Source organism: Sinomonas terrae (assembly GCF_022539255.1).
Taxonomy (GTDB): domain Bacteria; phylum Actinomycetota; class Actinomycetes; order Actinomycetales; family Micrococcaceae; genus Sinomonas; species Sinomonas terrae.
This window is the reverse complement of sequence record NZ_JAKZBV010000001.1, coordinates 2,977,225-3,003,204: the sequence shown is the minus strand read 5'-3', so window position 1 is coordinate 3,003,204 and position 25,980 is coordinate 2,977,225. Positions and strand designations below refer to the sequence as shown.

Here is a 25,980-nt window from a genome sequence, read left to right as displayed (position 1 = left end):
CCCTCAGGCACCCGCGAGGGCGTCCGCGAGTTCGCGCAGCCCTCGCCCGTCGGCGTTCGCGCCGAGGGCGCTTGCGGCCCGGACGACGTCGCCGATCACGATCACCGCCGGATTGGCGCAGCCGGCCGTGTCCGCCTCCGCGCGGGCGAGGCTCGTCACCGTAGTCCGCTGGCCGGCTTGGTGCCCGCGTTCGACGACGGCGAGCGGCGTCCCGAGCGGCAGGCCCGCACGGCGGAGCCCAGCAGCGAGATGCGGGAGGTTGGCGATGCCCATGAGGACCACGAGGGTGCCACCGGTCGCGCCGAGACCCGCAAGGTGGGTGTGCTCCTCGGGAGTGAGCGGCGCGTGGCCCGAGATGACGGTGAAGGAGTGGCTCATCTCCCGGTGTGTCACCGGGATGCCCGCGGCGGCGGGCACGGCAATCGAGCTTGAGATGCCCGAGACCAAGCGCACGGGCACGCCGGCCGCCATGCACGCGGCCATCTCCTCGGCGCCGCGACCGAAGACGAAGGGGTCCCCGCCCTTGAGCCGGACGACGTTGAGCCCGCGTCCGCCTGCGCCGGTCTGGGCGTAGTCGACCAGGAGACGGTTGATCTCCGCCTGCGGCACCTTGTGGTGCCCGGGGAGCTTCCCCACATCGACGAGCTCCGCCGTCGTCAGTCGCCCCAGTTCGCGCCAGGGCGCCAGCCGGTCGAACAGGACGACGTCGGCGTCCCGCAGCGCCTCGATGGCGTCGGCGGTGAGGAGGCCGGGGGAGCCAGGGCCTCCTCCCACGAGCGTGACGCGCCCGCGCCGACCCGCGGCCGGCTCCCGCGCGATCGGAACCTTCGCGGCCCGGTAGCGGTCGAGCACGGGTGCCCACTCGCCGTCGTCGTGCGTGTCAGAAGAGCGCACGACGGCGACGAGCCCCGGCCGCGCTGGCAGGGCGCCGGCGGCGTGGAGTGCGGCGGGCGAGTCGAAGTGAGCGAGGTCCGCTCCCGCCCGCCGGTAGCGCAGGATGGCTTGGCGAGCGGCGTCGGCGTCGCCGAGCAGGACAACGGCGGTCCCGTCGAGGGCGATTTCGAGCTGCATGCTAGACCTCCTCAGACTGGGGAGAGAAGGCAGCAGACTGGGGAGAGAGGGCAGCGCGGACGGGAATCGTCGCGCCGAGGGTGACCCGCTCCGCAGGGGTGGCAGGTCGGACCTGGTCACGCTCGGGGACGTGGACGATTGACGCGTCGACCGCATCGGGGGCGTTCACGAACGAGCGGAAGCGCCGCAGCCTCTCGGGGTCCTTGAGCGTCGCGGCCCACTCGTCCTCGTACGAGGCGACGTGCTTCGCCATGGCGTCCTCCAGATCGCCCGCGATCCCGAGCGAGTCCTCCACGACGACCTGGCGAACGTGCTCGAGGCCGCCGTCGAGCTCCTCCTGCCAGCGCGCGGTGCGCTGGAGGCGGTCGGCGGTGCGGATGTAGTACATGAAGTAGCGGTCGATGTACCTGATGAGCGTCGCGTCGTCGAGGTCTTTCGCGAGGAGCTGCGCGTGGGCGGGCGTCGCGCCGCCGTTGCCGCCCACGTAGAGGTTCCAGCCGTCTGCGGTCGCGATGACGCCGACGTCCTTGCCGCGGGCCTCCGCGCACTCCCGGGCGCAGCCGGAGACGCCGAGCTTGAGCTTGTGCGGGCTGCGGAGCCCGCGGTAGCGGAGCTCGAGCTGGATTGCCATCCCCACGGAGTCCTGCTGCCCGTATCGGCACCACGTGGACCCGACACAGCTCTTCACCGTCCGGAGGCTCTTGCCGTAGGCCTGCCCGGACTCCATGCCGGCGTCGATGAGCTCCTTCCAGATCTCGGGGAGCTGCTCGAGCCGCGCACCGAACAGGTCGATCCGCTGGCCGCCCGTGATCTTCGTGTAGAGGCCGTACTTCTGGGCGACGGCGGCGATCACCGCGAGCTTCTCGGGCGTGATCTCGCCGCCCGGGATGCGGGGGACGACCGAATAGGTGCCGTCCTTCTGCATGTTCGCGAGGGCCCGGTCGTTCGTGTCCTGAAGGGCGCCGCGGCCCTCGTCGAGCACATAAGCCGAGTGCTGGGAGGCCAGGATGGAGGCGATGGTCGGCTTGCAGATGTCGCAGCCGGCGCCCTTGCCGTAGCGCTCGAGGATGTCCTCGAACGACGTGAGCTGAAGGACTCGGATCGCGTCGAAGAGCTCCTGCCGGGAAAGCTCGAAGTGCTCGCAGAGGGCCTTCGAGACGGTGATGCCGGACTTCTGCAGCTCTTGCTCGAGGAGCTTCTTGATCATCGGCACGCACGAGCCGCACTGGGTGCCCGCCCGCGTGCAGGACTTGAGTCCCGCCACATCGCGGACGGGTTCCTTTCCTTCACATACACCGCACCCGTGCTCTTCGCCGCCGATCGCGGCCCGCAGCGTCCCGGCGGCGACGTTGTTGCACGAGCACAGGATCGCGTCGTCCGGGAGCTCGGTCTCCGGAACCTCCCCGCCTCCGGCCGCGGAGAGGTACGCCCCGGGCTCGGCGGGCAGTTCGCGCCCGAGGAGCGGCCGCAGGCTCTGGTAGGGCGTCGCGTCGCCGACGAAAATGCCCCCGAGGAGGGTCGTCGCGTCGTCCGTCGTCACGACCTTCTGGTACACGCCGCGGGCTGGGTCCGCGTAGACGATCTCAAGCGCGCCAGGCTCCTTCGCGAACGCGTCGCCGAAGCTCGCAACGTCCACCCCGGAGAGCTTGAGCTTCGTGGCCGTGTCGAAGCCGGGGAACGTGGCCTCCCCGCCGTGCAGGCGGTCGGCCACGATTTCGGCCATGGTGTTGGCCGGCGCAACGAGCCCGAGGCACATCCCGCCGAAGCTCGCGACCTCACCGATGGCCCACACACCGTCGACACCCGTCGCGCAGGTGTCGTCGATCACGACGCCGCCCCGCGGGCCGAGCTCGAAGGCCGCCTCGCCGGCGGCGCTGGCTTCGTCAGTGCTGGCTTCGTTAGTGCCCATTTCTTCCGCGGCAGCCGCTTTCGCACCCGCTTCGTCCAGTGCTGCGCGGATCAGCTCGTCGCGCGGACGGACCCCGATCGCCACGATGACGAGGTCCGCGTCGATGACGCGCCCGTCGGCCATGAGGACGCCGGTGACCCGGCCGTCGCCGACCCCTCCCGGTCCGGCTTCCGGCCCTGCCTCTGCACGGTCGACGATCTCTGCACGGTCGACGATCTCTGCACGGTCGACGATCTCTGCACAGTCGACGATCACCTCGGAGGGGAAGACCCCGCCGTGGACGTCGAAGCCCTTCGCCTCGATGAGCCGCCCGAGCGCCTGGCCTGCGCCCTCGTCGAGCTGGGTGTTCATGAGCCACGGTGCGCCGTTGATGACAACGGCCTTGGCGCCCAGATCCTGCGCCCCGGCCGCGGCCTCAAGTCCGAGGAGGCCCCCGCCGATGACCGCGACGACGGGCTGCCGGCCCAGTTCCTCGGCGAGCCTCCCGATCTCACGCCGAAGGAACCACACGTCGTCGAGCGTCCGGTAGACGTAGCTCTTCTCGGCGCCGGGGATCGGGAGCCGCGCCGCGTTGGAGCCGGTGGCGAGGACAAGCTCGTCGTAGGGGTGCTCGTGGAGCCGCCCCGCGGAGTCCTCCGTGTGCACGATGCGGGCCTCCGTGTCGAGGCGGACCGCCTTCGCCCCGGTCTGGAGCACGACGCCGCTCGTCTCCCACATCGTCGCCTCACCCAGGGTGAGGTCGACGTCGGCGAGGAGCGCCTTGGACAGGGCGACGCGGTCGTAGGGGAGATGGGCTTCCTCGGTCAGGGCGGTGACCTCGAAGCCCTCGAGCCCGCGCGCGGCCATGGCATCCACGAAGCGGTGGGCTGCGGGACCGCCGCCGACGACGACGACGCGTCGCCGAGCGCCAGAACGGTTATGCGCTGAAGGGTCATGCGCTGAGGGGTGCATGCTGGGACTGTGCATGCTGGGGTTGTGCGAGTTGGGCCTGGGCGTGTTGGGGCTGTGCGAGTTGGGCCTGGGCGTGCTCACGTGGTGCCTTCCGTTGAGGGGGCGCCGGGCAGTCCGGCGAGGTTTCCTCCAGCGTAGGAAGGGGCGATTTCGCTTCAGTTGCCCTCGTGTAACGGTGGATTAACTTCACTGTCACGGGCATGTTTCGGCATTAGTGAGGCCGGTTTTACTTTCGCGTGACGCAGGTTCAACCCGAGCGAAACGCGGGTCTCCGTAGCGTTGTGGCATGACGATCACAGCCTCTGCCATGACGATCACAGCCCCTTCACTCGCCCTGTCGGATGAAGTGGACTCGGATGAAGTGGACACTCTCGAAGCGGCCGCCGGAAGCGTCCTGCCGAGCTGGCACAGCGTGTGCAATCTGAACGACCTCGAGCCCAACTGGGGCGAGGCCGCGCTCGTCGCGGGGCAGCAGGTCGCCGTCTTCCGCCTCGCCTCGGGCGAGGTGTACGCGGTCGACCAGAGGGACCCGGCGACGGAGGCCCACGTGATGGCCCGCGGCATCGTCGGCTCCCGCGGCGACCGGCCGACCATTGCCTCGCCCCTGCACAAGCAGGTCTACGACCTGCTCACCGGGGAGCGACTGGACGGTGCGGGGGCCCCGCTCGCGGCATTCCCCGCGCGCGTCGTGGACGGGATCGTCCAGATCGCAGCGTGAAGATGCAGCGCGTGAAGATCGCGGCCTGACCGCCAGATCGCGGCCTGCCCGCCAGATCGCAGCCTGACCGGGGTCAGTCTCGCCGTCTGACGGGGCTACAGCCCGAGCGCCTCGCGCACGTCCTCGAGCGCGGCGTCCATTGCCTGGCGGGCAGCTGCCTGGGCGTCGGAAAGCTCGGCTGAGCTGTCCACGGGCCGGACCACCTCGACGTAGCACTTGAGCTTGGGCTCCGTGCCGCTTGGCCGGACGATCACGCGCGTCTCATCCCGCGTCACCCAGACGAGCCCCTCGGCGGGCGGCAGGTCGGCCGAGCCTTCGGAGAGGTCGATCGTGGTCTCGACCTGGGACTCGGCGAAGGCTGCCGGCGGATTCTCCCGGAGCCGGACCATCATCGCCTCGAGCAGGCCCAGATCCGCGACCCGAACGCTCAGCTGGTCGGTCAGGTGCACCCCGTGGAGCACCTGGAGCGCGGCGAGCCTGTCGAAGAGGGTCTCCCCTTGGGCCTTCGCGTCCGCGGCGAGCTCCGCGATGAGCAGGGCCGCCGAGATACCGTCCTTGTCCTTCACGAGCTCCGGGGCGACGCAATAGCCGAGCGCCTCCTCGTAGCCATAGGTGAGGCCCGGGACGCGCGAGATCCACTTGAACCCCGTGAGCGTCTCCCGGTGCTCGATTCCCGCGGCCTGCGCGATGCGGCCGAGGAGACGCGACGAGACGATCGAGTTCGCGAAGACATAGCGTGTCGCTCCGGCTTCCTCGTCCGCCGGCTGATGGCCGCCGTTCGCGAGGCCGAGGCGACGCACGATGTGGGCTCCGAGCAGTGCGCCCACCTCGTCGCCTCGCAGCATGCGCCACTCGCCGGTCACGGGATCCGGAACGCCCACGGCGCACCGGTCCGCGTCCGGGTCGTTCGCTATCACGATGTCCGCTTCCAGCCTCTGGGCCGTCTCGTACGCGAGGTCGAGAGCGCCGGGCTCCTCGGGGTTCGGGAACGCGACGGTGGGGAAGTCAGGGTCGGGCAGGGCCTGCTCCTCGACAATCGTCACGTCTGCGAATCCGGCCTCGCGCAAAAGCCCGAGCGCGGTCGTTCCACCCACCCCGTGCAGCGGGGTCAAGACGATCTTGAGGTCGCGCGCAGGGAAGATATCCGGCCGGGCGAGGCGAGCGACGCCCGCGCGGTATTCGGCGGCGATGTTTGGGGTGAGGACGGTCCAGCCCGACCCGGCGAGCGTAATGTCTCCGCTGCCGACACCGTCGATCAGCTCGGCGATCTCGGCGTCGATCGGTGCGACGATCTGCGCGCCTCGCCCGTCGTCGTCGACCGCGCGCCCGCCCAGGTACACCTTGTAGCCGTTGTCCTGCGCCGGATTGTGGCTCGCCGTCACCATGACGCCGCCGTCGCAGTCCAGGGCACGGAGGGCGTAGGCGAGCACGGGCGTCGGCAGGGCCGTGGGCAGGAGGAACGTCTGGATCCCGGCGGCCGTGAAGATCGCCGCCGTGTCGAGGGCGAAGGCGTGCGAGTTCTTCCGCGCGTCGAAGCCGACGACGGCGCGGGGCCGGTCGCCGGACGGGTGTCCGCTGACGCGCTCGAGGAGGAACTGCGCGACGCCGGCTGCCGCCCGCCGCACGACGACCAGGTTCATCCGGTTCGGGCCGGGCCCCAGCGCGGCACGGAGGCCGGCCGTGCCGAACTCGAGGGTGCCGCCGAACGCCTCGGCGAGTTCCTGTGCGGCGGCGGCCTGTCCCTCGGCGGTCTGCTCGAGCATCGAGCGGAGCTGTGCGGCCGTCTCAGGGTCAGGGTCGGCGGCCGCCCATGCTTCGGCGCGGGCGCGCAGCTCTTCGAGTTGTGCCGGGGAGGTGCTCATGGGAACCCTTCAGATCTTCGCGATGACGTCGGCCAGAAGCCGTGAGATGCGGGGACCGGCGGCCTCGCCGGCTTCGAGCACTTCCTCGTGACTCAGTGGGGTGGGGCTGATGCCGGCGGCGAGGTTCGTCACGAGCGAGATCCCGAAGACCTCCATGCCGGCCTGACGTGCGGCGATGGCCTCGAGCGCGGTGGACATGCCGATCAGGTCGGCGCCGATTCGGTGCGCGTACTGCACTTCGGCAGGGGTCTCGTAATGAGGGCCCGGAAACTGTGCGTACACGCCTTCGTCGAGGGAGGGATCGATTTCGCGCGCCAGTTCGCGGAGGCGGGGCGAATACAGGTCCGTGAGGTCCACGAACGTCGCCCCCTCGAGGGGAGAGGCGGCCGTGAGGTTGATGTGGTCGCTGATCAGGACGGGTGTTCCGGGCCGCCACGCGGGGTTGAGGCCGCCGCAGCCGTTGGTGAGGACGACGACGGAGCAGCCCGCCGCTGCCGCTGTGCGTACGCCGTGGACCACTGAGCGCACGCCCTTGCCCTCGTAATAATGCGTTCGCGCGCCCAGGACGAGGGCCCGCTTCCCGTTCGGGAGGAGGATCGAGCGGATGGTGCCGACGTGCCCGACCACGGCAGGGGCCGAGAAGCCCGGGACCTCGTTCGAGGGCAGGGTCGCAGTGACGTCGCCGATGAGGTCCGCCGCACCGCTCCAGCCTGAGCCGAGGACGAGCGCGATGTCGTGCGAGCCCACGCCGGTGGCCTCGGCGATATAGCCCGCGGCGGCTTGGGCCAGCTCGAAGGGCTCGGAAGTCGTCACAGGTAGAACCTACCAACGGCGAGCGGGCGAGGCACGTCTCACGCGGAGCCGTGGGCCACATCACGCGCATCTGTGCTGTAGACGGTGGTGGAGCGGGAGGCAGGCAGGCAGAATGGATATCCGTGACGATGAACCCCGACTTCAGCGTGCCCCATATCGCCATCCTGGGAGGCGGGCCCGGCGGTTACGAAGCTGCCTCCGTTGCGGCCTCCCTCGGAGCGCGAGTGACCGTCGTCGAGCGCGCCGGGCTCGGCGGCTCGGCAGTGCTGACGGACGTCGTGCCGTCCAAGACCCTCATCGCAACCTCCGATCTCATGACGCGCGTCGAGGAAGCCACGGCCCTTGGCGTCCGCTTCGGAGAGCACGAGGGCGAGGCCATCAAGCGCGCAGACATCCGCGCGGTCAACGCCCGTCTGCTCGGGCTCGCCCACCAGCAGTCAGAGGACATCCGGGCCGGTCTCGAGCAGCTCGGGGTCCGCCTTGTCATGGGTGAGGGGCGCCTGGTCGAGCAGCACACCATCGAGGTCTCAACCGAGGACGGCGTCGAGCGCATCGAGGCGGACGCGGTGATCCTCGCCGTCGGCGCCCACCCCCGCGAGCTGCCGACCGCCCGCTACGACGGCGAGCGGATCCTCAACTGGACTCAGATCTACACGCTCGAGGAGATCCCCGAGCACCTCATCGTCGTCGGCTCGGGCGTGACCGGAGCCGAGTTCGCCTCCGCCTACAACGGGCTCGGGGCGAAGGTCACGCTCGTCTCCTCGCGCGACCGCGTGCTCCCCGGCTCAGACGAGGACGCGGCCGAGCTGCTCGAGAAGGTCTTCGCGCGGCGAGGCGTCAACGTCCTCTCGCGCTCCCGCGCGGCCGCCGTCGAGCGCACGGGCGACGGCGTCGCCGTCGTCCTCGGGGACGGCACCAAGGTGACCGGATCACATTGCCTCGTGTGCGTCGGCTCGATCCCCAACACGGCGGACATCGGGCTCGAGGAGGCCGGCATCGCCCTGTCGGAGAGCGGCCACATCAAGGTCGACGGCGTCTCCCGCACGACGGCGATCAACGTCTACGCCGCGGGCGACTGCACGGGCGTCCTCGCCCTTGCCTCGGTTGCGGCGATGCAGGGGCGGATCGCGGTCGCACACTTCCTCGGCGACCAGACGACGCCGCTCAACCTCAACTACGTCGCGTCGAACATCTTCACGTCGCCCGAAATCGCCTCGGTGGGCGTCTCGGAGGCGGACGTCGCGAGCGGCAAGGTCGCGGGCGACGTCGTGACCCTGCGGCTCAAGAGCAACGCGCGCGCCAAGATGCGCAACACGACCGACGGATTCGTGAAGATCATCGCCCGCAAGGGCACCGGCACGGTGATCGGCGCCGTCGTCATGGGCTCAAACGCCTCGGAGCTCATCTTCGCCCTCGCCCTCGCCGTCGAGCAGAAGCTCCACGTCGACGACGTCGCCGGAACCTACGCCGTCTACCCCTCGCTCTCGGGCTCGATCTCCGAGGCGGCGCGTCGGCTCCACGTGCACATGTGACCTGAGACGTTCAGGGCTCGATGGACTCAAGCCTTGAGGGTCCCGCCGAAGCCGGGTGATGATGGCGCCATGGCATCTCACCTCTCCGATGGGCAGGCGCTGACCGCCGTCCGGAACCACCACGCTGACATGGTCGATCGCGCGTCCGCGCTCTCCCAAGCCCTCACGGCCGCCGTCGAAGCGGGGGACAGCGGGACCGTGTACGACGAGAAGGGCAACCTCATCGAGTGGTGCACGGACGATCTCGTGCCGCACTGCGTCGCCGAGGAGGACAGGATCTACCCCGTCGCGGCCGGCGTCGTCGAGGCGCAGCTTCTCGTCGAGGGCCTGCGGCACGACCACGAAGCGCTCGCCGCACTCGTCGAGGAGCTGCGCGTCTCGGACGGCGTCCGCTCGGCGGCAGTCGGGCAGGCGATCGTGAGGGCTTTCGCGCTGCACGCCGACAAGGAGGACGCACTCTTGTTCCCCGCGCTCGCCGACGCCCCGGGGTCCGCCTTCTCGGAGGCGGTCGAGGGCCTCGAGGAGGTCGTGGGGGTGGCCTAGTTGCCCTTCCGGCGCTAGGCGGCGGCCACGGCGAAGTGCTGCTCGATGAGCTCGCGCACGGAGTCGCGGCAGCCTCCGCAGCCGGTTCCCGCGCGTGTCGACTTCGAGACCTCCTCGACCGTCGAGCACCCGCCGAGCACGGCTTCCTGGACGGTCCCCCTGCTCACTCCCGCGCACCGACAGAGCGTCGACTCCGGCCCTGCGGACGAGCCGGGCGCCCCGAGGGAGCTCTCGGGGCCGTCGAGCCGGAGCAGCACCGAGCGATCGGCGGGTAGCTCGGCTCCGCTTCCGAACAGGAGCGTCAGCTCCGCGGCAGCGCGCGGCATGCCGAGGGCGATGAACCCCTCGAGGACCCCCTTGCGGGTGCACATCTTCACGTAGCGTCCGTGGGCCGGGTCCGCCCAGAGGGAGACGTCGATGGGCGACCGCCCGCCGTCGTCCGCGTCCCAGGCGACCGACTCCCAAGGCTCCCGCTGCACGTTCCCCGCGAGCGCGAGGTTGACCCCACGCGCCTTGAGCAGGATGACGCCCGGCCGTTCCTCGGGCAAGGGCGCGGGGGCGGGCTCGCCGAGGAGCCGCGAGCGGAAGGAGGCAGCGAGCCAGTCGGCCTGGCGCCAGCCCGGAGCGATGAGTCCGCTCGGCCCGTCCCCTCGCGCGCACTCTTCACAGGTCGCGTCGGCGCACCGGACCTCGGCGCAGTCACCGATGGCGAACACATGCTCCGTATGGAGGGCCGCGAGCCGGTGGTCCACGAGGATTCCGGCGTCCGTGCCGAGTCCCGCCCCCTCCGCGAGCTCTCGCCGGGGCCGGGCGCCGCACGCGAGGACGAGCAGGTCGCCGTCGATCGCCGACCCGTCCTCGAGCAGGAGCGCCCGGAACGCGCCGTCGTCGTCTGTTTCGATGCCTGTTGCGCGGGCATTCGGGGCGAGCCGCAGGCCTCCGGCACGCAGGACTGCGGCGAGCGTCGCCCCGCCACCGGGGTCGATCTGGCGGCCGAGGGGCCGCGCGCCGTGATGCACGACCGTCACGGTCGCGCCCTCTTCCGAGGCCGCGAGGGCCGCCTCGAGGCCCAGCACCCCGCCGCCGAGGACGACGATCCGCTTGCGTCCGCGCACGGCAGCCGAGAGCCGCTCGGCGTCGGCGAGGTCACGCAGGGCCGTCACCCCGTGGGGGAGGACGGGATGAAGGGGATCGGGGTTGAGGCCGGTGAGGTTGGGGATCGCCGCGCGGGCCCCGGTTGCGAGGACGAGCCGGTCATAGGGGAATGGGCCGCCCTCCGCGGTGTGCACGAGCCTCCGACTCCTGTCGATCCGCGCGACGTGGGTGCCGAGGACAGCCCGGATCCCGTGCGACGCGAGGTCGTCGGGGTCCGCAAGCCGCATCGACGCGAGCGCCGTCCTCCCGACGCCGAGATCCGCGACGAGGACCCGGTTGTACGCCGGCTGCTCCTCGTCACCGATGACGGTCACCTCAGCGACTCCGGCCGCCGCTGCGGGCCGCAGCTCATCGACGAACCGCGCCGCGACGGGCCCGAAGCCGACGACGACGATGCGCTCGGGCGCGCTGTGGGCTGGAGTCACGGGCGTTCCTCTCCTGCGGCGGCCCGGACGAGGACTCGGGTCGTCTTGAATTCGGGCATCCCGGAGATCGGGTCGGTGCGCGCCTCTGTGACCTGGTTGGCCGCGGAGAGGCCTGGAAAGTGGAACGGGAGGAACACGGTGTCGGGCCTGATGCCCGTGCTCAGCTCAGCCCGGCACAGGACCTCGGGTACGTCAGACCCCGGGCGCGTCACCCGGACCCACCCGCTGTCCTCGATCCGCAGCCGGGCGGCGGAGGCGGGGTGGATCTGCAGGCGTGGCTCGGGCTGCGCATCGGTGAGCGCGGCAACCCGACGCGTCTGGGCCCCGGACTGGTAATGCTCGAGCAGCCGTCCCGTCGCGAGCTGGAACTCCTCAGGAGTTGAGGTCCAGCTGGGAGCGGAGGCGCGTACGGCGACCAGCCGGGCGCGCCCGTCGTCGTGCGCGAAGCCTTCCCGGAACAGCCGCGGCGTTCCGCGTGAGCCGTGCGGGTACGGCCAATACGCTTCCTCGCCCGCGTCGAGCATGGGGTACGAGATCCCCGAATAGTCCGCGAGGCCGCCCGAGGAGGCCGCCCGCAGCTCTTCGAAGACGCTCTCGGGGTCCGTGGGGAAGGATGACGGCGCGTCGAGCAGCGCGGCGAGGCGGTTCAGGATCCAGAGCTCGGACCGCGCCCCCGGCGGCGGCTCGACGGCCCGGCGCCGGCGGAGCACGCGGCCCTCGAGGTTGGTCATCGTGCCTTCCTCCTCGGCCCACTGCAGGACGGGCAGGACGACGTCCGCCTCGCGCGCCGTCTCCGAGAGGAAGAAGTCGCACACGGCGAGGAAATCGAGACGGCGCAGTCCTTCGCGGACCATGGAGGCGTCCGGGGCGGAGACCACGACGTTGGCGCCGTGCACGAGCAGCGCCCGCACGCCGTCGTCCGTCCCCAGGGTGCGCAGGAGCTCGACGGCGGGGAGCCCCGGGCCGGGGATGCTCGCCTCGGGCACGCCCCATACGCCCGCAAGGTGGACGCGGGCCGCCGGGTCCGTGATCTTGCGGTAGCCGGGGAGCTGGTCGGCCTTCTGGCCGTGTTCCCGGCCGCCCTGCCCGTTGCCCTGGCCGGTGAGCGTGCCGTAGCCCCCGCGCGCCGACCCGGGGAGGCCCAGCAGGAGCGCGAGGTTGATCGCGGCCGTCACCGTGTCCGTGCCGTCGGCGTGCTGTTCGACGCCGCGCCCGGTGAGGATGTAGCAGGAGCCTGTCCGCGCGGACTCCGCGAGGCGTCGAGCTGTCGCTCGGATGAGGTCCGCGGGGACGCCGGTGGCCCCCTGCACCCGCTCCGGCCACCACGGGGCAACCGAGAGGATGACGGCCTCGAGCCCCCGAGTCCGCTCCGCAAGGTAGCGCGAGTCGAGCAGGCTGTCGTTCACGACGACGTGCGCAAGGCCCAGGAGCAGGATCAGGTCGGTGTGCGGAGCCGGCGCGAGGTGGCTTCCGGCGCCGTCGTCCGTGAGCTGTGCGGTTGCGGAGCGCCGAGGGTCGACGACGACGAGCCCGCCTGCCGCACGCGCCGCCTCGAGGTGCTGGACGAACGGCGGCATCGTCTCGGCCACGTTGGAGCCGAGCAGGAGGACGGTGTCGGCGTCGTCGAGGTCGGTGAGCGGGAACGGAAGGCCGCGGTCGATACCGAAGGCGCGGTTCCCCGCGGCGGCCGCCGAAGACATGCAGAACCGGCCGTTGTAGTCGATGCGCGACGTCCCGAGCGCGACCCGTGCGAACTTGCCGAGCAGGTACGCCTTCTCGTTGGTGAGCCCGCCCCCGCCGAAGATCCCAACGGCGTCCGGCCCATGCGCGGCCTGGACGCGGCGGACCGCCGCCGCAATCCGTCCGAGCGCCTCGTCCCAGCTCGCGGTCCGAAGCGTGCCGCCTTCGTCCCGGACCAGCGGCTCGGTGACCCGCTCGGGGTGCCGCAACAGCTCGGCGGCAGTCCAGCCCTTGCGGCACAGGCCGCCGCGGCTCGTCGGGAAGTCGCGACCGGATACCTCGACGGACGCGGGCCCCTCCTGGCTGGGAGCGAGGGACATTCCGCACTGCAGGGCGCAGTAGGGGCAGTGGGTCGACGTCGGGACAGTCATGCTAGGCGCCCGTCCGGGCCACGGCGCTTCCGCGGCGCAAGTAGCAGGCCCACGAGACGATCAGCATGAGCGCGTAGGTTCCGACGAAGCCGAAGAACGCGGGAACGTAGGAGCCGGTCGCGCTGCTCGAGGCGCCGAGCAGCTGCGGGATCACGAAGCCGCCGTACGCTCCGATCGCCGAGATCAGGCCGAGGGCCGCCGAAGAGAGGCGTGCCGTGTACGACGGCGCAGCGCCGGAGCGCGCGGAACGGCTCGCCCGGGCGAAGATCACCGGGATCATACGATAGGTCGATCCGTTGCCGACCCCGCTCGCGGCGAACAGCACGAGGAAGAGGGCCAGGAACAGCCAGAAGCTCTTGAGAGGAAGCGTCGCGATGAGGGCCAGGGTCGCCACCGCCATGACGGCGAACGACGTGACGGTGATGCGCGCGCCTCCGAAGCGGTCCGCGAGCTTGCCGCCGTAGGGCCGCGACAGTGAGCCGACGAGGGGGCCGAGGAAGGCGAGCGAAAGTGCCGCTGGGCCGAGGGCGAAGGCGGAGTACGCCGGGAAGATGTCGTGGATGAGCTTCGGGAAGACGCCGCCGAAGCCGATGAACGAACCGAACGTGCCGATGTAGAGGAACGCGACGATCCAGAGGTGCGGTTCCTTGAGGGCCGCGAGCGAGCCGGCGAGGTCGCCCTTGGCGTTCGAGAGGTTGTTCATGTTCCGCCACGCCCCGAAAGCGGCGATGAGGATGAGCGGAACCCACATGAGCCCGGCCATTGCGAGCGTCCCGCCGTTCCCATGGCTGCCCGTCCCCCCGGTCAGGGCGACGGCGGTCAGGCTCACCACGAGCGGTACGGCGAGCTGCGAGATCGCAGCACCCAGGTTGCCGCCCGCCGCGTTGAGGCCGAGGGCCCAGCCCTTCTCCTTCGCGGGGTAGAAGAACGTGATGTTGGCCATCGAGCTTGCGAAGTTGCCGCCGCCGAAGCCCGCGAGGCCCGCGACGAGGAGCATGAGCCAGAACGGCGTCGAGGGGTTCGCGACGCAGGCGGCGAGGCCGAGCGCGGGAATCAGGAGAAGGAGCGCGGAGACGACCGTCCAGTTGCGGCCGCCGAAGCGGGAGACCGTGAAGGTGTACGGAATCCGGAGCGTCGCGCCGACGAGGCTCGGCATCGAGATGAGCCAGAACGTCTGGGACGTGTCGAACCTGAAGCCGGCCGCGGGGAGCTGGACCACGACGATCGACCAGAGCTGCCACACGACGAAGCCGAGGAACTCGGCAAAGATAGACCACGAGAGGTTGCGCTTGGCGATGGCACGGCCTTCGCCCTCCCACTGACCGGAGTCTTCGGGGTTCCAGTGCTCGATCCAGCGCCCGGCGCGGAAGTCGAGGCTCACCTGCTGGGCGGTTGCCGCTGTCTGGGGTTCGGTGCTCATGGGCCCTCCTGGAATCTGCGTGGGGGATCTGGTCCCACGCTAGGAAAGCCGCGTTTCCGCGAGGGTCGCGGGCCGTAAACGGTCCGTGACATCGGCCTCTCAACTCGCCGCCGAGCGTGGTGAGGCCCGTGGGCGCTCGCCGCGTCTCATTATTCGGACCAACTGTCCGATAATCGGACGTGGTTCATAGGATCAGGCGTACTGAGATTTCGGACCCAGTTTTCAGCCTGGGTCCAGCATTTTGTGAAAGGCACTGAGCATCATGGCCACACGAGCGGTCGCCGAAGCAGCGAAGCCGCAGAGCACAGGGAACGGCGCGAACACCCGAGGGCGCGTGATCTTCTCGAGCCTCATCGGGACGACGATCGAGTTCTTCGACTTCTACGCGTACGCGACGGCGTCGGTTCTCGTCTTCCCGAAACTCTTCTTCCCCAGCGCGTCGGACATCAACGCCATCCTGAGTTCCTTCGCGATCTTCGGCGTTGCGTTCGTCGCCCGCCCCGTCGGCTCGATCATCTTCGGCCACTTCGGCGACAAGCTCGGCCGCAAGGGCACTCTCGTCGCCTCGCTGCTGACCATGGGCCTCGCGACGTTCTTCGTCGGCATCCTCCCTCCGGCGACGACCCCGGGGTGGATGGTCCTCGCCCCGCTGCTGCTCGTCGTCCTCCGCTTCCTCCAGGGCCTCGCTCTCGGTGGCGAGTGGTCCGGCGCTGCGCTGCTGGCGACGGAGAACGCGCCCGCCAACAAGCGCGCCGTGTGGGGCACGTTCCCGCAGCTCGGCGCACCGATCGGCTTCATCATCGCGAACACGATGTACGTGGTGATGAACACCTTCCTCAGCGCGAAGCAGTTCGAGGACTTCGGCTGGCGGATCCCGTTCCTGTTCAGCATCGTCATGGTGGCGATCGGCCTGTATGTCCGGCTCAAGCTTGTCGAGAGCACCTCGTTCCAGAAGGTCATCGACGAGGACAAGGTCGCCAAGGTTCCGCTCGCTGCAACGTTCAAGCACCACTGGCGTGCGGTCATCGCGGGAACGTTCATCATGCTCGCGACCTACGTGCTCTTCTACCTCACCACGAGCTTCACGCTCACCTACGCCACGGCGACGAACAAGCTCGAGGTGGCCCGGGCGGCGGCCGAGAAGGCGGGCCAGAAGTTCAACCCGTCGACGTTCGTGCCCGGACTCGGGATCGACCGCGGGCTGTTCCTCTGGATGCTCATCATCGGCGTCGTGTTCTTCGGCGTGTTCACCGTGGTGTCCGGGCCGCTTGCCGAGAAGTACGGGCGCCGGAAGTTTCTCATCTGGGTGACCGTCGGCATTCTCGCGTTCGGCCTTCTGTGGGGCCTCATGTTCGGTCCCGGCACGGCCGCGGCCATGGTCGGCCTCATCGTCGGCTTCACGCTCATGGGTGCGACGTTCGGTCCGATGGCGACCATTCTGCCGGAGCTCTTCCCGGCCAACGTCCGCTACACGGGCTCGGCGATCGCCTACAACCTGTCCTCGGTGATTGGCGCCGCTCCGGCGTCGTTCGTCGCGATCGCGCTGTGGCAGGCCGGCAAGGGCAGCACCGTGCTCGTGGGCGTGTACCTCGCGGTCGCCGCGGTGCTCACCCTCGTGGCCCTGCTGCTCACCCGTGAGACGAAGGACCGCAACTTCGAGGACAACATCTCGGCCTGACCACACGTCGGCAAAGATCTGGCCACTCGTCGGTACGAAAGTGACCACTCGTCGGTGTTCCGACGAGTGGCCACTTCTCTTACGACGAGTGGCCACTTCTCTTCTGACGAGTGGCCAGTTCTCGCTCGGGGAGTGGTCAATCCTCGATCGTTGCGATGACCGATCCCGCCGATACGGTCTGCCCCGGCTCGGCGGTGAGACCGTGGATGGTTCCCGAGCGGTGCGCCGTGAGCGGCTGCTCCATCTTCATGGCCTCGAGGACGACGACGAGATCACCCTCCGCGACCTGCTCACCGTTCGCGACGGCGACCTTGACGATTGTTCCCTGCATGGGGGCCGTGAGGGCGTCACCGCTCGCCGCAGCGGCGGCCGAACCTCCGCGCGCCGAGCGGGCCTTCTTGGACTTGGACTTCCCGGCCTTTGCAACACCGCCGAGGCCCGCGGGGATCGTCACCTCAAGCCGCTTGCCGCCCACCTCGACGACGACGCTCTGCCGCTCTCCGGCGTCGTCCGCCGCGACGCCGGGCGTACCGGACCAAGCCGGGATGTTGTTCTCGAACTCGGTCTCGATCCACCGCGTGTGCACCTTGAACGGGCCAGAAGCCGGCGCGAAGGCGGGGTCGCGGACGACGGCGGCGTGGAACGGGACGACCGTAGGCATGCCCGTGATCACCAGTTCGTCGAGCGCGCGGCGAGAGCGCTCGAGCGCCTGCTGCCGCGTTGCCCCGCTTACGACGAGCTTCGCGAGCATCGAGTCGAAGTTGCCGCTGATGACCTCGCCAGCCTCGATTCCGGAGTCCACGCGGATGCCCGGCCCCGCCGGGTACTTGAGCGTCTCTACCGTTCCGGGCGCCGGCATGAAGTTCCGGCCCGGGTCCTCGCCGTTGATCCGGAATTCGAACGAGTGCCCGCGGATCTCGGGGTCGTCGTAGCCGAGGTCCTCGCCGCGGGCGAGGCGGAACTGTTCGCGCACGAGGTCGAGCCCGGTGACCTCCTCGGACACGCAGTGCTCCACCTGGAGCCGCGTGTTGACCTCGAGGAAGCTGATCGTGCCGTCCTGGCCGACGAGGAACTCGCACGTGCCCGCGCCGAGGTACCCGGCCTCCTTGAGGATGGCCTTCGAGGATTCGTAGAGGCGCTTGGTCTGCTCCTCGCTGAGGAACGGCGCGGGCGCCTCCTCGACAAGCTTCTGGTTGCGGCGCTGGAGCGAGCAGTCGCGGGTCGAGACGACGACGACGTTGCCGTGTGCGTCCGCGAGGCACTGGGTCTCCACGTGTCGCGGGGAGTCGAGGAAGCGCTCGATGAAGCATTCGCCCCGCCCGAACGCCGCCGTCGCCTCGCGGACGGCGGATTCGTAGAGGTGGGGGATCTCCTCGATGCTGCGGGCGACCTTGATTCCGCGGCCGCCGCCGCCGTAGGCCGCCTTGATCGCCACGGGCAGGCCGTACTCGCGCGCGAAGGCGAGCACCTCGTCGGCCGAGCTGACGGGGTCCTTCGTGCCCGGGACGAGCGGTGCGCCCACCTTCTCCGCGATGTGCCGCGCGCGCACCTTGTCGCCCAGCGCCGCGATCGCGTCGGGGGAGGGGCCGACCCACGTGAGGCCCGCGTCGATGACGCGGCGCGCAAACTCGGCGTTCTCCGAGAGGAAGCCATAGCCCGGGTGGATCGCATCGGCGCCCGAGGCGCTGGCCGCCTCGAGGATCTTGTCCATCACGAGGTACGACTCGGCAGCCGTCGTCCCGCCCAGCGCGAACGCCTCGTCGGCGAGACGCACGTGCAGCGCGTCCCGGTCCGGGTCCGCGTAGACGGCCACGGACGCGATGCCCTCGTCGCGGGCGGCGCGGATGACGCGCACGGCGATCTCGCCGCGGTTCGCGATGAGGACCTTGGTGATGGGGCTGCTTCCAGCGTTGGGGGACAAGGTTTCTCCGTTCTGTGCTCCCCGTGAGCCTAGCGCTCCTTTGGTGGAATCGCCCATATTGATGGCGCATTCGGCGGGGGAGACGGCGATCCTTTGTGGAGGTCCTACAAATTCTTGCCCAGCGGCGGAGCGGGCAGTCAGCGGGCGACGACGGCGGGTCGCCAGAAGTCGGTCAGCGAGACTCCGGCGCGCGCCAGGAGGGAGCGGAGCGTCGAGACCGAGAGGCCGATCACGGTGTGCGGGTCGCCCTCGACGCGGGCGAGGAACGCACCGCCGAACCCGTCGATCGTGAACGAGCCCGCGCAGTGCAGCGGCTCGCCGGTTGCAACGTACGCCGCGATCTCGTCGTCGGACATCTCCGTGAACTCGACGATCGCGGAGGAGAGCTCCCCATCGTCCGAGAGGATCCCGTCACGGCAGTCCACAAGCCAGTGCCCGGTGTGCAGGATGCCGGTGCGACCGCTCATTGCCTTCAGACGCTCGATCGCGACCTCGGCCGTGTACGGCTTGCCGAGCGCCTCGCCGTCGAACTCGAAGACCGAGTCGCAGCCCAGCACGAGCGCGCCCGCAGCCTCGGGGAGCGTCGCGACGGCCTCGGCTTTGGCGCGGGCCAGCAGGAGAGCCATCTCGCCCGGAGCGGCCTCGGGGTGTGCATCCGCGACCGCTACCTCGTCGACCGCCGAGACGACGATCCGGTGCGGGATCCCTGCCTCGGTCAGGAGCTTGGTGCGCGCGGGCGACTTGGAGGCGAGGACCAGAGGGGCTTGCTCCGGGTCTGACCGCTCCGGAGACGGCGGAAGGCTGGGCGGCGTGGTACTCACGCCGCCCAGCCTAGCCCTGTTGGTGCCTTCGGGCGTTCGGGACTGCCTACAGCGCAGCGCCAGCGGTCTCGCGCGGAGTGCTCTCCGCCGTCGTCCGCTCGAGCTTCGCGCCCTCGATGTCGAGATCAGGCAGGAGCCGCGCAAGCCACCGCGGCAGCCACCAGGCGCCCCGCCCGATGAGGCGCATGACGGCGGGGACGAGGGTCATGCGGACCACGAACGCATCCAGCAGCACGCCGAGGGCAAGGGCAAAGCCCAGAGGCCGGATCATCGTGACGTGGCTGAAGATGAAGCCCGCGAACACGCTCACCATGATGACGGCGGCCGCAGTCACGACGCGCGCCGCGTGCCGGAAACCCGTCCGCACGGCGAGGTGCGCCTCCTGCCCGTGGACGAACGCCTCGCGGATGCCCGAGGTGATGAACACCTGGTAGTCCATCGCGAGGCCGAACAGGATGCCGATGAGCAGGATCGGCAGGAAGCTCAGCACCGCGCCCGGATGCGTGACGTCGAACACCGGCCCGAGCCAGCCCCATTGGTAGACCGCCACGACGGCTCCGAACGCTGCGCCGAGGGAGAGCAGGAAGCCTCCGGTTGCGAGCAACGGGACGAGGAGCGAGCGGAACACCAGGAGCAGGAGCACGAGGGAGAGTCCGACGACGATCGCGAGGTACGGCGGGAGGGCGTCGGCGAGCTTCGAGGAGACGTCGACGTTGGCGGCCGTCTGGCCCGTGAGGCCGATGGTGACGCCCGTCTGCGACTTGATCTGCGCGCCCTTGGCCCGCAGGTCGCTGACCACTTGCACCGTGCTCGCGCTCGCCGGGCCGTCCGTCGGGATGACTTGGAAGACGGCTGTCTGGCGATTCTCGCTGAGGGCGACCGGGACGGCTGCGGTGACGTTGGCGACCGAGCGCAGCTGGTCGGCGACGTCGTATTCCTTCGTCTTGGCGGCCGTCGCGTCGAGGCCCGCAGGCAGCTCGCCCACCACGATGATGGGTCCGGTCATGCCTTGGCCGAAGTACTTGCCCGTTGCGTCGTACGCCTTGTAGGCGCTTGAATCGACCGGCTCGGACCCGCCGTCCGGGAGGGCGAGGCGGAGCTGTGCAGCTGGAAGCGCGAGGGCACCGAGGACCACGATCGACGCGACGAGCGCGATCCACGGGTGCCGCGTGACCCAACCGCCCCAGCCACGCTGGGACTTCGCCACATCGATGCGCTCCTCCTCGGCGATCCTTGCCGCTGTCCTTTCGTTCGCAGTGCTGTCGTCGGCGTGGCGGAACCGGGCGTTCTCCGCCTCGGCCTTCGCCCAGCGTCGCTTCGAGATGATGCGCCGTCCGGCGAAACCGAGGACCGCTGGGAGCAACGTCACGGCCACGAGGACGGACACGGCGACAGTCGCGGCGGCCGCGATGCCCATGACGCTCAGGAACGGCAGCCCGGGGACCACGAGGGCCGCGAGGGCGATGATGACCGTGATGCCGGCGAACAGGACGGCATTGCCGGAAGTTCCGATCGCGAGGGCGATCGACTCCCTGGACGGCATGCCCCGAAGGAGCTGGGTGCGGTGCCGGTTGACGATGAAGAGCGAGTAGTCGATGCCGACGGCGAGGCCGAGCATGAGGCCGAGCATCGGCGTGGTCGAGCTCATCTGGACCACGCCCGTCAGCGCGAACGTCCCGCCGACCCCTACGCCCACGCCGATGAGCGCCATGAGCAGCGGCAGGCCCGCGGCGACGAACGTGCCGAGCATGACGAGCAGCACAATCGCGGCGATGATGACGCCGGTCGCCTCAGACGTGCCGAAGAGCTGGGAAATGTCCTGGGTCAGTTCCTTGCTCGCGTAGGCGTTGACCCCCGGGACCTGGGCGGAAAGGCTTTGGACCTCTTCCCGGAGGCTGCTCGGGAGCGCGTCGGTGGACTTCGTGAACTGGATCGTCGCGATGGCGGCCTTGCCGTCCGTCGAGACGAACCGGAGCCCCTGCGAGGCCTGTGCCTGCCGCTCGCCGAGCGCGAGGTTCGCCTTCTGCTCCGCGAGCTGCGCTGCGCCGTCGTCCGCCTTCTTCTTGCCTGCGTCGTACTGGGCTTGTCCGGACGCGAGCTGGGATCGCCCAGCGTCGAGGCTGGCTTGGGCGGTCGAGGTGGCCTGAGCAATCGCGGCCTGCGACAGGCCCTGGGCCGCGAGCGACTGCTTCTCGGCGTCGAGCTGCGCCTGGCCGGCGTCGAGCTGGTCCTTGGCGGACGTCAGCTGCTGCGCCGTCGCGGAAAGCTGCTGCTGTCCCGCGGCGAGCTGGGCTTCGGCGGCAGCGATCTGCTTCTGGCCGTTGGCAAGCTGCGATGTCGCATTGTCGAGCTGGGCTTGCGTGGCGAACGGGTTGGTGACGTTCTGGACTCCGTCGAGGCCCTTGATCTTGTTCAGGGCGTCGGCGATGCCTTGCTTCTGGTCCGCGGTGAACGAGGCATTGGGCGATTCGAACACGATCGTCGCGCTGCCACCCGCGGAGGAGGGCAGGTCGCTCTGGAGCTTGTCGAGCATGCGCTGCGTCTCGGTGCCGGGGATCTGGAACGAGTTGCTCAACGCCCCGTGGAACGCGGCCGCCGATCCGCCCACGGCGAGCAGCACAGCGAACCAGAGCGAGACGACGAGCCAGCGGCGGTCGTAGGCGAACCGGCCGAGGCGATAGAGGAGAGTAGCCATGATGCCTTCTCGGGAGGGGTTTGCGGGAGGGGTTTTAAGGGGGATGGGGCCGCGGCTCAGCGGGCGGCAAAGCCGGACTTGAGATGCGCGAACGAGGCCATGAGCAGCTCGCGGAGGCGGTCGAGGGACGACGGCGAGAGGTCACCGCGGCGCTCGGCAAGCCATACCTCGAGAGCGGCCTTGCCGCAGGACATGACCGAACCGGCCAGAGCGTGGACGTAGACCTCGTCGAGGGAGCCGCCTTCGCGCTCGCGGATTGCGGCGACGATCTTGTCGCTGCACTCGTCGAAGGCCTGCAGCTGGTACCGGACCGCGGGCTCGTTGCCGTGCGAGACGAGGAACGACTGGGCCATCGGCTCGATGAACTCGTTGTCCGCGATGGCCAGCAGGATCTGGATGACCGACTCGAGGAGTGGCTCGCCCTTGGGGCGCTCGCGGAAGCGCTCGAGGGCGGCGTCGAGGAAGCCATAGGTCGGCGCGGCGATGGCTTCCTCGGCGCTCGAGAAGTAGTTGAAGAATGTGCGGCGGGAGATTCCCACCGCTTCGGCGATCTCTTCGACCGTGAAGCCGCCGATCCCGCGCTTCTCAGCGAGCTGCATGGCGGCGACGATGATCGACTGCCTCGTCGCGGCCTTGTTGAGCTCGCGGCGGGAGGGGGTCTCGAGGGAAGATGTCACCCCATTACACTAAGTGCAAGTTTGCACTCTGTGCAAATTTGAGATTCGGGCTCTCGCCTTCCCCCGACGAGTGGCCACTTCCCCCGCGACGAGTGGCCACTTCCCCCGCGACGAGCCGCCACTTTTGGGCGCACGCGTGGCCACTTTTGGGCTAACGAGTGGCCACTTCGAGCAATGAAAAGGGCCGTTGGGCCGCGCCTGTTAATGACGCGGCCCAACGGCCAGAACTGACTCCTCGTCGTTCGAGAGGTGGCCACTCGTTGTTCGGGTGGTGGCCACTCGTTGTTCGGGAGGTGGCCCCTCGTCGTTCGACAGGTGGCCCCTCGTCGTTCGGGAGGTGGCCACTCGTCGTTCGAGAAGTGGCCACTCGTCGGGAGGGGTCAGTGGGCGGCGACCAGGTCGCCGTCGTTCGCGGTGCGCGTGCCCTGCTCGTCCTCGGTGTCATCGGAGAAGGCGGTCCGGGAGCGCTTGGCGTTGTAGAGGCTGAGGTCGAGGATGCGCTGGCGCTTCGCGACGATTGTCGGCACAAGTGCCTGGCCGGCGACGTTGACCCCGGTGCGGCCCATGTCGAGGATCGGATCGATCGCGAGCAGAAGGCCGACACCTGCGAGCGGCAGGCCGAGCGTCGAGAGTGTCAGGGTGAGCATGACGACGGCGCCGGTGGTCCCCGCGGTTGCGGCCGAGCCCAGCACGGACACGATCACGATGAGCAGGTACTGGCTGAAGTCGAGGTGCAGCCCGAAGAACTGGGCCACGAAGATCGAGGCGACGGCGGGGTAGACCGCCGCGCAACCGTCCATCTTGGTCGTAGCCCCGAGCGGCACCGCGAACGAGGCGTATCCCTGCGGCACGCCGAGGTTGCGCTCGGCCACGCGCTGCGTGAGCGGCAGGGTGCCGATCGAAGAGCGCGAGACGAACCCGAGCTGCACGGCTGGCCAGACGCCGGAGAAGTACTGCTTGACCGAGAGGCCATGGCTCTTGATGAGGATCGGGTAGAACACGAACAGCACGAGCACGAGGCCCACGTAGATCGCGAGGACGAACTTCCCGAGGGCGCCGATCGTGTCCCAGCCGTAGGAGGCGACGGCGTTGCCGAGGAGGCCGATCGTGCCGAGTGGCGCGATGCGGATGATCCACCAGAGGACCTTCTGGATGATCTCGAGGGCCGAACGGGTGAAGGAGAGGAACGGATCCGCTTTCGCGCCGATCTTGAGCACGGCGATGCCGACTGCGATCGCGATGACGAGGATCTGCAGGACGTTGAAGCTCACGTTCGTGGTGACGGCGCCGCCGTCGGCCACGGTAGAGCTCGCGGTGAGCCCGAGGAAGTTGTGCGGGAAGAGGCCCGTGAGGAAGGCCCACCAGTCTCCGGTCTTGCCCGAGTACTTGGCCTGCTGGGTAATGCCCGTGTTGGCGCCCGGCTGGAAGAGGATGCCGAGCCCGATCCCGATCATGACCGAGACGAAGGCGGTGATGGCGAACCAGAGGAGGGTGTTCCAGGCCAGCTTCGCGGCGTTCGAGACCTGCCGCAGGTTCGCGATCGAGCTGACGACCGCGGTGAAGATGAGGGGGACGACGGCGGTCTGCAGCAGGGCGACGTAGCTGCTGCCGATCGTCGTGAGGGTCGCGCCGAGCCCGTTGGGCTTTGCGGACGTGCTGCCGGTGAACTTGGCCACAAGGCCTAGGATGACGCCGACGAAGAGCGCAGCGATGATCTGCGTCCCGAACGACGTCGCCCACGCCGGCAGGCGGCGGGTGCGGGTGCTGGTTGATGTGCTCACGCCAGCACTTTAGGGCCGCGATTTATAACACATCGAATCTCTGTTGAGAAATATTACGTCGCCCATAGACGCGGGCTTCCGGGAATCTCCCGAAAGCCCGCGCCGAATCAGCCGATTGTTACGTTATTCCCGGTCGACTTGTGAAGAATGTCTCAGGAGAGGAGAGCTCGTCGAAGGGTGTCGAGGCCGACGGAGCCGAGGTTGAGGGCTCGGGTGTGGAAGGCCTTGAGATCGAATTCGCGACCCTCGGACTTGGCCCGCTCGGCCAAGTCCGCCCTGATCTGTTCCCAGAGGCGCTGCCCGACCTTGTATGAGGGAGCCTGTCCGGGCCATCCGAGGTACCGGTTGTACTCGAAGTCGAGCTGGCCGTCCGAGATCGCGAGGTTCTTCCGCAGGAAGTCATATCCCTTCTCCGGCGTCCAGGTCCCCGACCCCCACCGTTCCGGAACCTCCAGCTCAAGGTGCACGCCGATGTCGAACACGACGCGTGCGGCACGCATTCTCTGGGCGTCGAGCATGCCCATCCGGTCGCCCGGATCGGAGAGGTATCCCAGCTCGGCCATGAGGCGCTCGGCGTAGAGGGCCCAGCCCTCTCCGTGCCCTGAGACCCAGCAGATGAGGCGGCGCCAGCGGTTGAGCAGCTCGCGGCGGTAGACCGCGGTCGCGCACTGAAGATGGTGCCCGGGGACGCCCTCGTGATACACCGTCGTCGTCTCGGACCACGTGGTGAACGAATCCTCGCCCTCCGGGACCGACCACCACATTCGGCCCGGGCGGGAGAAGTCATCGGAGGGTGCGGTGTAGTAGATCCCGCCGTCGTGGGTCGGGGCGATCATGCACTCAAGCTTGAGCATCGGCTCCGCGATCTCAAAGTGAGTGCCTGCTAGATCGGCGACGGCGCGGTTGGAGAGCGCCTGCATCCACTCGCGCAGTGCATCGGTCCCCTGAAGCTGGCGCGCAGGGTCATCGTCGAGGGCCTTCTTGGCCTCCTCGATGGTCGCGCCTGGCCTGATCTGCTCGGCGACGGCCTCCTGCTCGGCGATGATCCGGTCGAGTTCGGCGACGCCCCACGCGTAGGTCTCCTCGAGGTCCACCGTGGCTCCGAGGAAGCGGCGCGACGCACGGACGTACCGCTCGCGGCCCACCGCGTCCTTCTCGGGAGCCTGCGGAAGCAGCTCGTCCTCGAGGAACTCCGCGAGCTTGAGGTAGGCCGCCGCGGCAGCGCGGCACCCGGCGGCGAGGGCACGGGCGACGTCGTCGGGCAGGCTGGCCCCGCCGTCGAGCTTCGCATTTTCCGCCAGTTGGGCGAAGAAGCCGGTGCCCTCTGCCCCGTACTGGCGCGCCTGTCCGACGACGACGCGCACTTGACGGGCTGCGGCGACCTTGCCGCCGTCGGCGGCTGCGCTCAGCGATGCGATATAGCCCTCGATCGCCTCCGGCACATTGGCCGCGCGGCCCGCGATGTTGCCCCAGTCCACGGCCGTGTCCTGGGGCATGAGGTCGAATACCGCGCGGATGTGCTGGGCAGGGGAATCGATGTTGTTGAGCTCGGCGAGGGTCCAGCCGCTCTCGATCTCCTCGAGTTCCAGGCCGAGGCGCTCGCGCATCGCGTCGAGGGTGACCTCGTCGACCTCGTCGGTGGCCTCGAGCGTTTCGAGCAGCATGAGGGTCTCGCGGAAGAGCGTCGAGCGGGCTTGGTGCCCGGCGGGCGAGTAGTCGGGGTATTCGGTCTCGTGGCCCGCGAACCCGAGCTCCGTCGCGAGGGAGGGGTTGAGCTCCAGATGGCGGTCGGTGAAGGTCTCGGCGGCTGCGTCGACGATTGAGGGCGCTCGCTGCGGGGTCTCGGTGGAGGCGTTCGAGGTGTTCTGAGTCACGCCCTGAGCCTAGCCTTCGGTGC

General features: G+C 69.5%; 17 protein-coding genes. 4 read left to right on the top strand and 13 right to left on the bottom strand.

Going from position 1 to position 25,980, the window contains the following annotated elements:
* Nucleotides 1-3 precede the first annotated feature (3 nt).
* Together cobA and nirB are read right to left on the bottom strand one after the other, a co-directional pair.
* Nucleotides 4-1,071, bottom strand: coding sequence for a uroporphyrinogen-III C-methyltransferase (cobA, locus tag L0M17_RS13915; RefSeq protein WP_241054657.1), 1,068 nt, complete (start codon nt 1,069-1,071; stop codon nt 4-6).
* Nucleotide 1,072: 1 nt separating this feature from the next.
* Complete coding sequence (nirB, locus tag L0M17_RS13910) at nt 1,073-3,931, bottom strand: nitrite reductase large subunit NirB (protein WP_241054656.1); 2,859 nt, start codon at nt 3,929-3,931, stop codon at nt 1,073-1,075.
* Nucleotides 3,932-4,217: 286 nt separating this feature from the next.
* Between nirB and nirD the strand changes: the two genes are divergently transcribed.
* The gene (gene nirD / locus L0M17_RS13905) at nt 4,218-4,649 is read left to right on the top strand and encodes a nitrite reductase small subunit NirD (protein WP_241054655.1); all 432 of its coding nucleotides are present in this window, start codon (nt 4,218-4,220) and stop codon (nt 4,647-4,649) included.
* Between the two features lie 95 nt (nt 4,650-4,744).
* Here the strand turns inward: nirD and L0M17_RS13900 are convergent, their stop codons facing one another.
* Together L0M17_RS13900 and L0M17_RS13895 are read right to left on the bottom strand one after the other, a co-directional pair.
* Nucleotides 4,745-6,511 carry a phospho-sugar mutase gene (locus tag L0M17_RS13900; RefSeq protein WP_241054654.1) on the bottom strand — a complete coding sequence of 589 codons (1,767 nt, stop codon included), beginning with the start codon at nt 6,509-6,511 and terminating at the stop codon, nt 4,745-4,747.
* A 9-nt stretch (nt 6,512-6,520) separates the two neighbouring features.
* Complete coding sequence (locus tag L0M17_RS13895; protein ID WP_241054653.1) at nt 6,521-7,324, bottom strand: purine-nucleoside phosphorylase; 804 nt, start codon at nt 7,322-7,324, stop codon at nt 6,521-6,523.
* Nucleotides 7,325-7,446: 122 nt separating this feature from the next.
* On the opposite strand from L0M17_RS13895, the gene L0M17_RS13890 reads away from it, so the two are divergent.
* A complete protein-coding gene (locus L0M17_RS13890; RefSeq protein WP_241054651.1) occupies nt 7,447-8,856 on the top strand; it encodes an NAD(P)H-quinone dehydrogenase in 1,410 nt (469 codons plus the stop codon).
* A 69-nt stretch (nt 8,857-8,925) separates the two neighbouring features.
* A complete protein-coding gene (locus L0M17_RS13885) occupies nt 8,926-9,399 on the top strand; it encodes a hemerythrin domain-containing protein (RefSeq protein WP_241054648.1) in 474 nt (157 codons plus the stop codon).
* A 14-nt stretch (nt 9,400-9,413) separates the two neighbouring features.
* On the opposite strand, the gene L0M17_RS13880 is transcribed toward L0M17_RS13885, so the two are convergent.
* Genes L0M17_RS13880 through L0M17_RS13870 form a run of 3 tightly spaced genes read right to left on the bottom strand, consistent with a single transcriptional unit; the run spans nt 9,414 to nt 14,510 of the window.
* A complete protein-coding gene (locus tag L0M17_RS13880) occupies nt 9,414-10,979 on the bottom strand; it encodes an FAD-dependent oxidoreductase (protein ID WP_241054646.1) in 1,566 nt (521 codons plus the stop codon).
* The gene (locus tag L0M17_RS13875) at nt 10,976-13,090 is read right to left on the bottom strand and encodes a molybdopterin oxidoreductase family protein (RefSeq protein ID WP_241054644.1); all 2,115 of its coding nucleotides are present in this window, start codon (nt 13,088-13,090) and stop codon (nt 10,976-10,978) included. The genes L0M17_RS13880 and L0M17_RS13875 overlap by 4 nt, the downstream gene beginning before the upstream one ends.
* A gap of 1 nt (nt 13,091) precedes the next feature.
* Complete coding sequence (locus tag L0M17_RS13870) at nt 13,092-14,510, bottom strand: MFS transporter (RefSeq protein WP_241054642.1); 1,419 nt, start codon at nt 14,508-14,510, stop codon at nt 13,092-13,094.
* 262 nt (nt 14,511-14,772) lie between these two features.
* Here L0M17_RS13870 and L0M17_RS13865 point away from each other — a divergent pair, with 262 nt between their 5' ends.
* A complete protein-coding gene (locus L0M17_RS13865) occupies nt 14,773-16,188 on the top strand; it encodes an MFS transporter (protein WP_241054640.1) in 1,416 nt (471 codons plus the stop codon).
* Nucleotides 16,189-16,324: 136 nt separating this feature from the next.
* Here L0M17_RS13865 and L0M17_RS13860 read toward each other — a convergent pair whose 3' ends face one another.
* From L0M17_RS13860 to L0M17_RS13835, 6 genes are all read right to left on the bottom strand, one after another.
* Nucleotides 16,325-18,166, bottom strand: coding sequence for an acetyl/propionyl/methylcrotonyl-CoA carboxylase subunit alpha (locus L0M17_RS13860; RefSeq protein ID WP_372498022.1), 1,842 nt, complete (start codon nt 18,164-18,166; stop codon nt 16,325-16,327).
* 80 nt (nt 18,167-18,246) lie between these two features.
* The gene (locus L0M17_RS13855) at nt 18,247-18,867 is read right to left on the bottom strand and encodes a Maf family protein (protein WP_241056451.1); all 621 of its coding nucleotides are present in this window, start codon (nt 18,865-18,867) and stop codon (nt 18,247-18,249) included.
* A gap of 109 nt (nt 18,868-18,976) precedes the next feature.
* Nucleotides 18,977-21,625 carry an MMPL family transporter gene (locus L0M17_RS13850; RefSeq protein ID WP_241054635.1) on the bottom strand — a complete coding sequence of 883 codons (2,649 nt, stop codon included), beginning with the start codon at nt 21,623-21,625 and terminating at the stop codon, nt 18,977-18,979.
* Between the two features lie 56 nt (nt 21,626-21,681).
* Nucleotides 21,682-22,302, bottom strand: a complete 621-nt coding sequence (locus tag L0M17_RS22725) for a TetR/AcrR family transcriptional regulator (RefSeq protein WP_241054633.1) — start codon at nt 22,300-22,302, stop codon at nt 21,682-21,684.
* Between the two features lie 380 nt (nt 22,303-22,682).
* Nucleotides 22,683-24,083, bottom strand: coding sequence for a dicarboxylate/amino acid:cation symporter (locus tag L0M17_RS13840; protein ID WP_241054631.1), 1,401 nt, complete (start codon nt 24,081-24,083; stop codon nt 22,683-22,685).
* Nucleotides 24,084-24,235: 152 nt separating this feature from the next.
* Nucleotides 24,236-25,957, bottom strand: a complete 1,722-nt coding sequence (locus tag L0M17_RS13835) for a DUF885 domain-containing protein (protein ID WP_241054630.1) — start codon at nt 25,955-25,957, stop codon at nt 24,236-24,238.
* Between the last annotated feature and the right edge of the window lie 23 nt (nt 25,958-25,980).

What these genes read in the sequence shown, in the direction of transcription:
- cobA (WP_241054657.1), bottom strand. Translation starts at nt 1,071, where the DNA reads ATGCAGCTCGAAATCGCCCTCGACGGGACCGCCGTTGTCCTGCTCGGC.
- nirB (WP_241054656.1), bottom strand. Translation starts at nt 3,931, where the DNA reads ATGCACCCCTCAGCGCATGACCCTTCAGCGCATAACCGTTCTGGCGCT.
- nirD (WP_241054655.1), top strand. Translation starts at nt 4,218, where the DNA reads ATGACGATCACAGCCTCTGCCATGACGATCACAGCCCCTTCACTCGCC.
- L0M17_RS13900 (WP_241054654.1), bottom strand. Translation starts at nt 6,511, where the DNA reads ATGAGCACCTCCCCGGCACAACTCGAAGAGCTGCGCGCCCGCGCCGAA.
- L0M17_RS13885 (WP_241054648.1), top strand. Translation starts at nt 8,926, where the DNA reads ATGGCATCTCACCTCTCCGATGGGCAGGCGCTGACCGCCGTCCGGAAC.
- L0M17_RS13875 (WP_241054644.1), bottom strand. Translation starts at nt 13,090, where the DNA reads ATGACTGTCCCGACGTCGACCCACTGCCCCTACTGCGCCCTGCAGTGC.
- L0M17_RS13870 (WP_241054642.1), bottom strand. Translation starts at nt 14,510, where the DNA reads ATGAGCACCGAACCCCAGACAGCGGCAACCGCCCAGCAGGTGAGCCTC.
- L0M17_RS13865 (WP_241054640.1), top strand. Translation starts at nt 14,773, where the DNA reads ATGGCCACACGAGCGGTCGCCGAAGCAGCGAAGCCGCAGAGCACAGGG.
- L0M17_RS13860 (WP_372498022.1), bottom strand. Translation starts at nt 18,166, where the DNA reads ATGGGCGATTCCACCAAAGGAGCGCTAGGCTCACGGGGAGCACAGAAC.
- L0M17_RS13850 (WP_241054635.1), bottom strand. Translation starts at nt 21,625, where the DNA reads ATGGCTACTCTCCTCTATCGCCTCGGCCGGTTCGCCTACGACCGCCGC.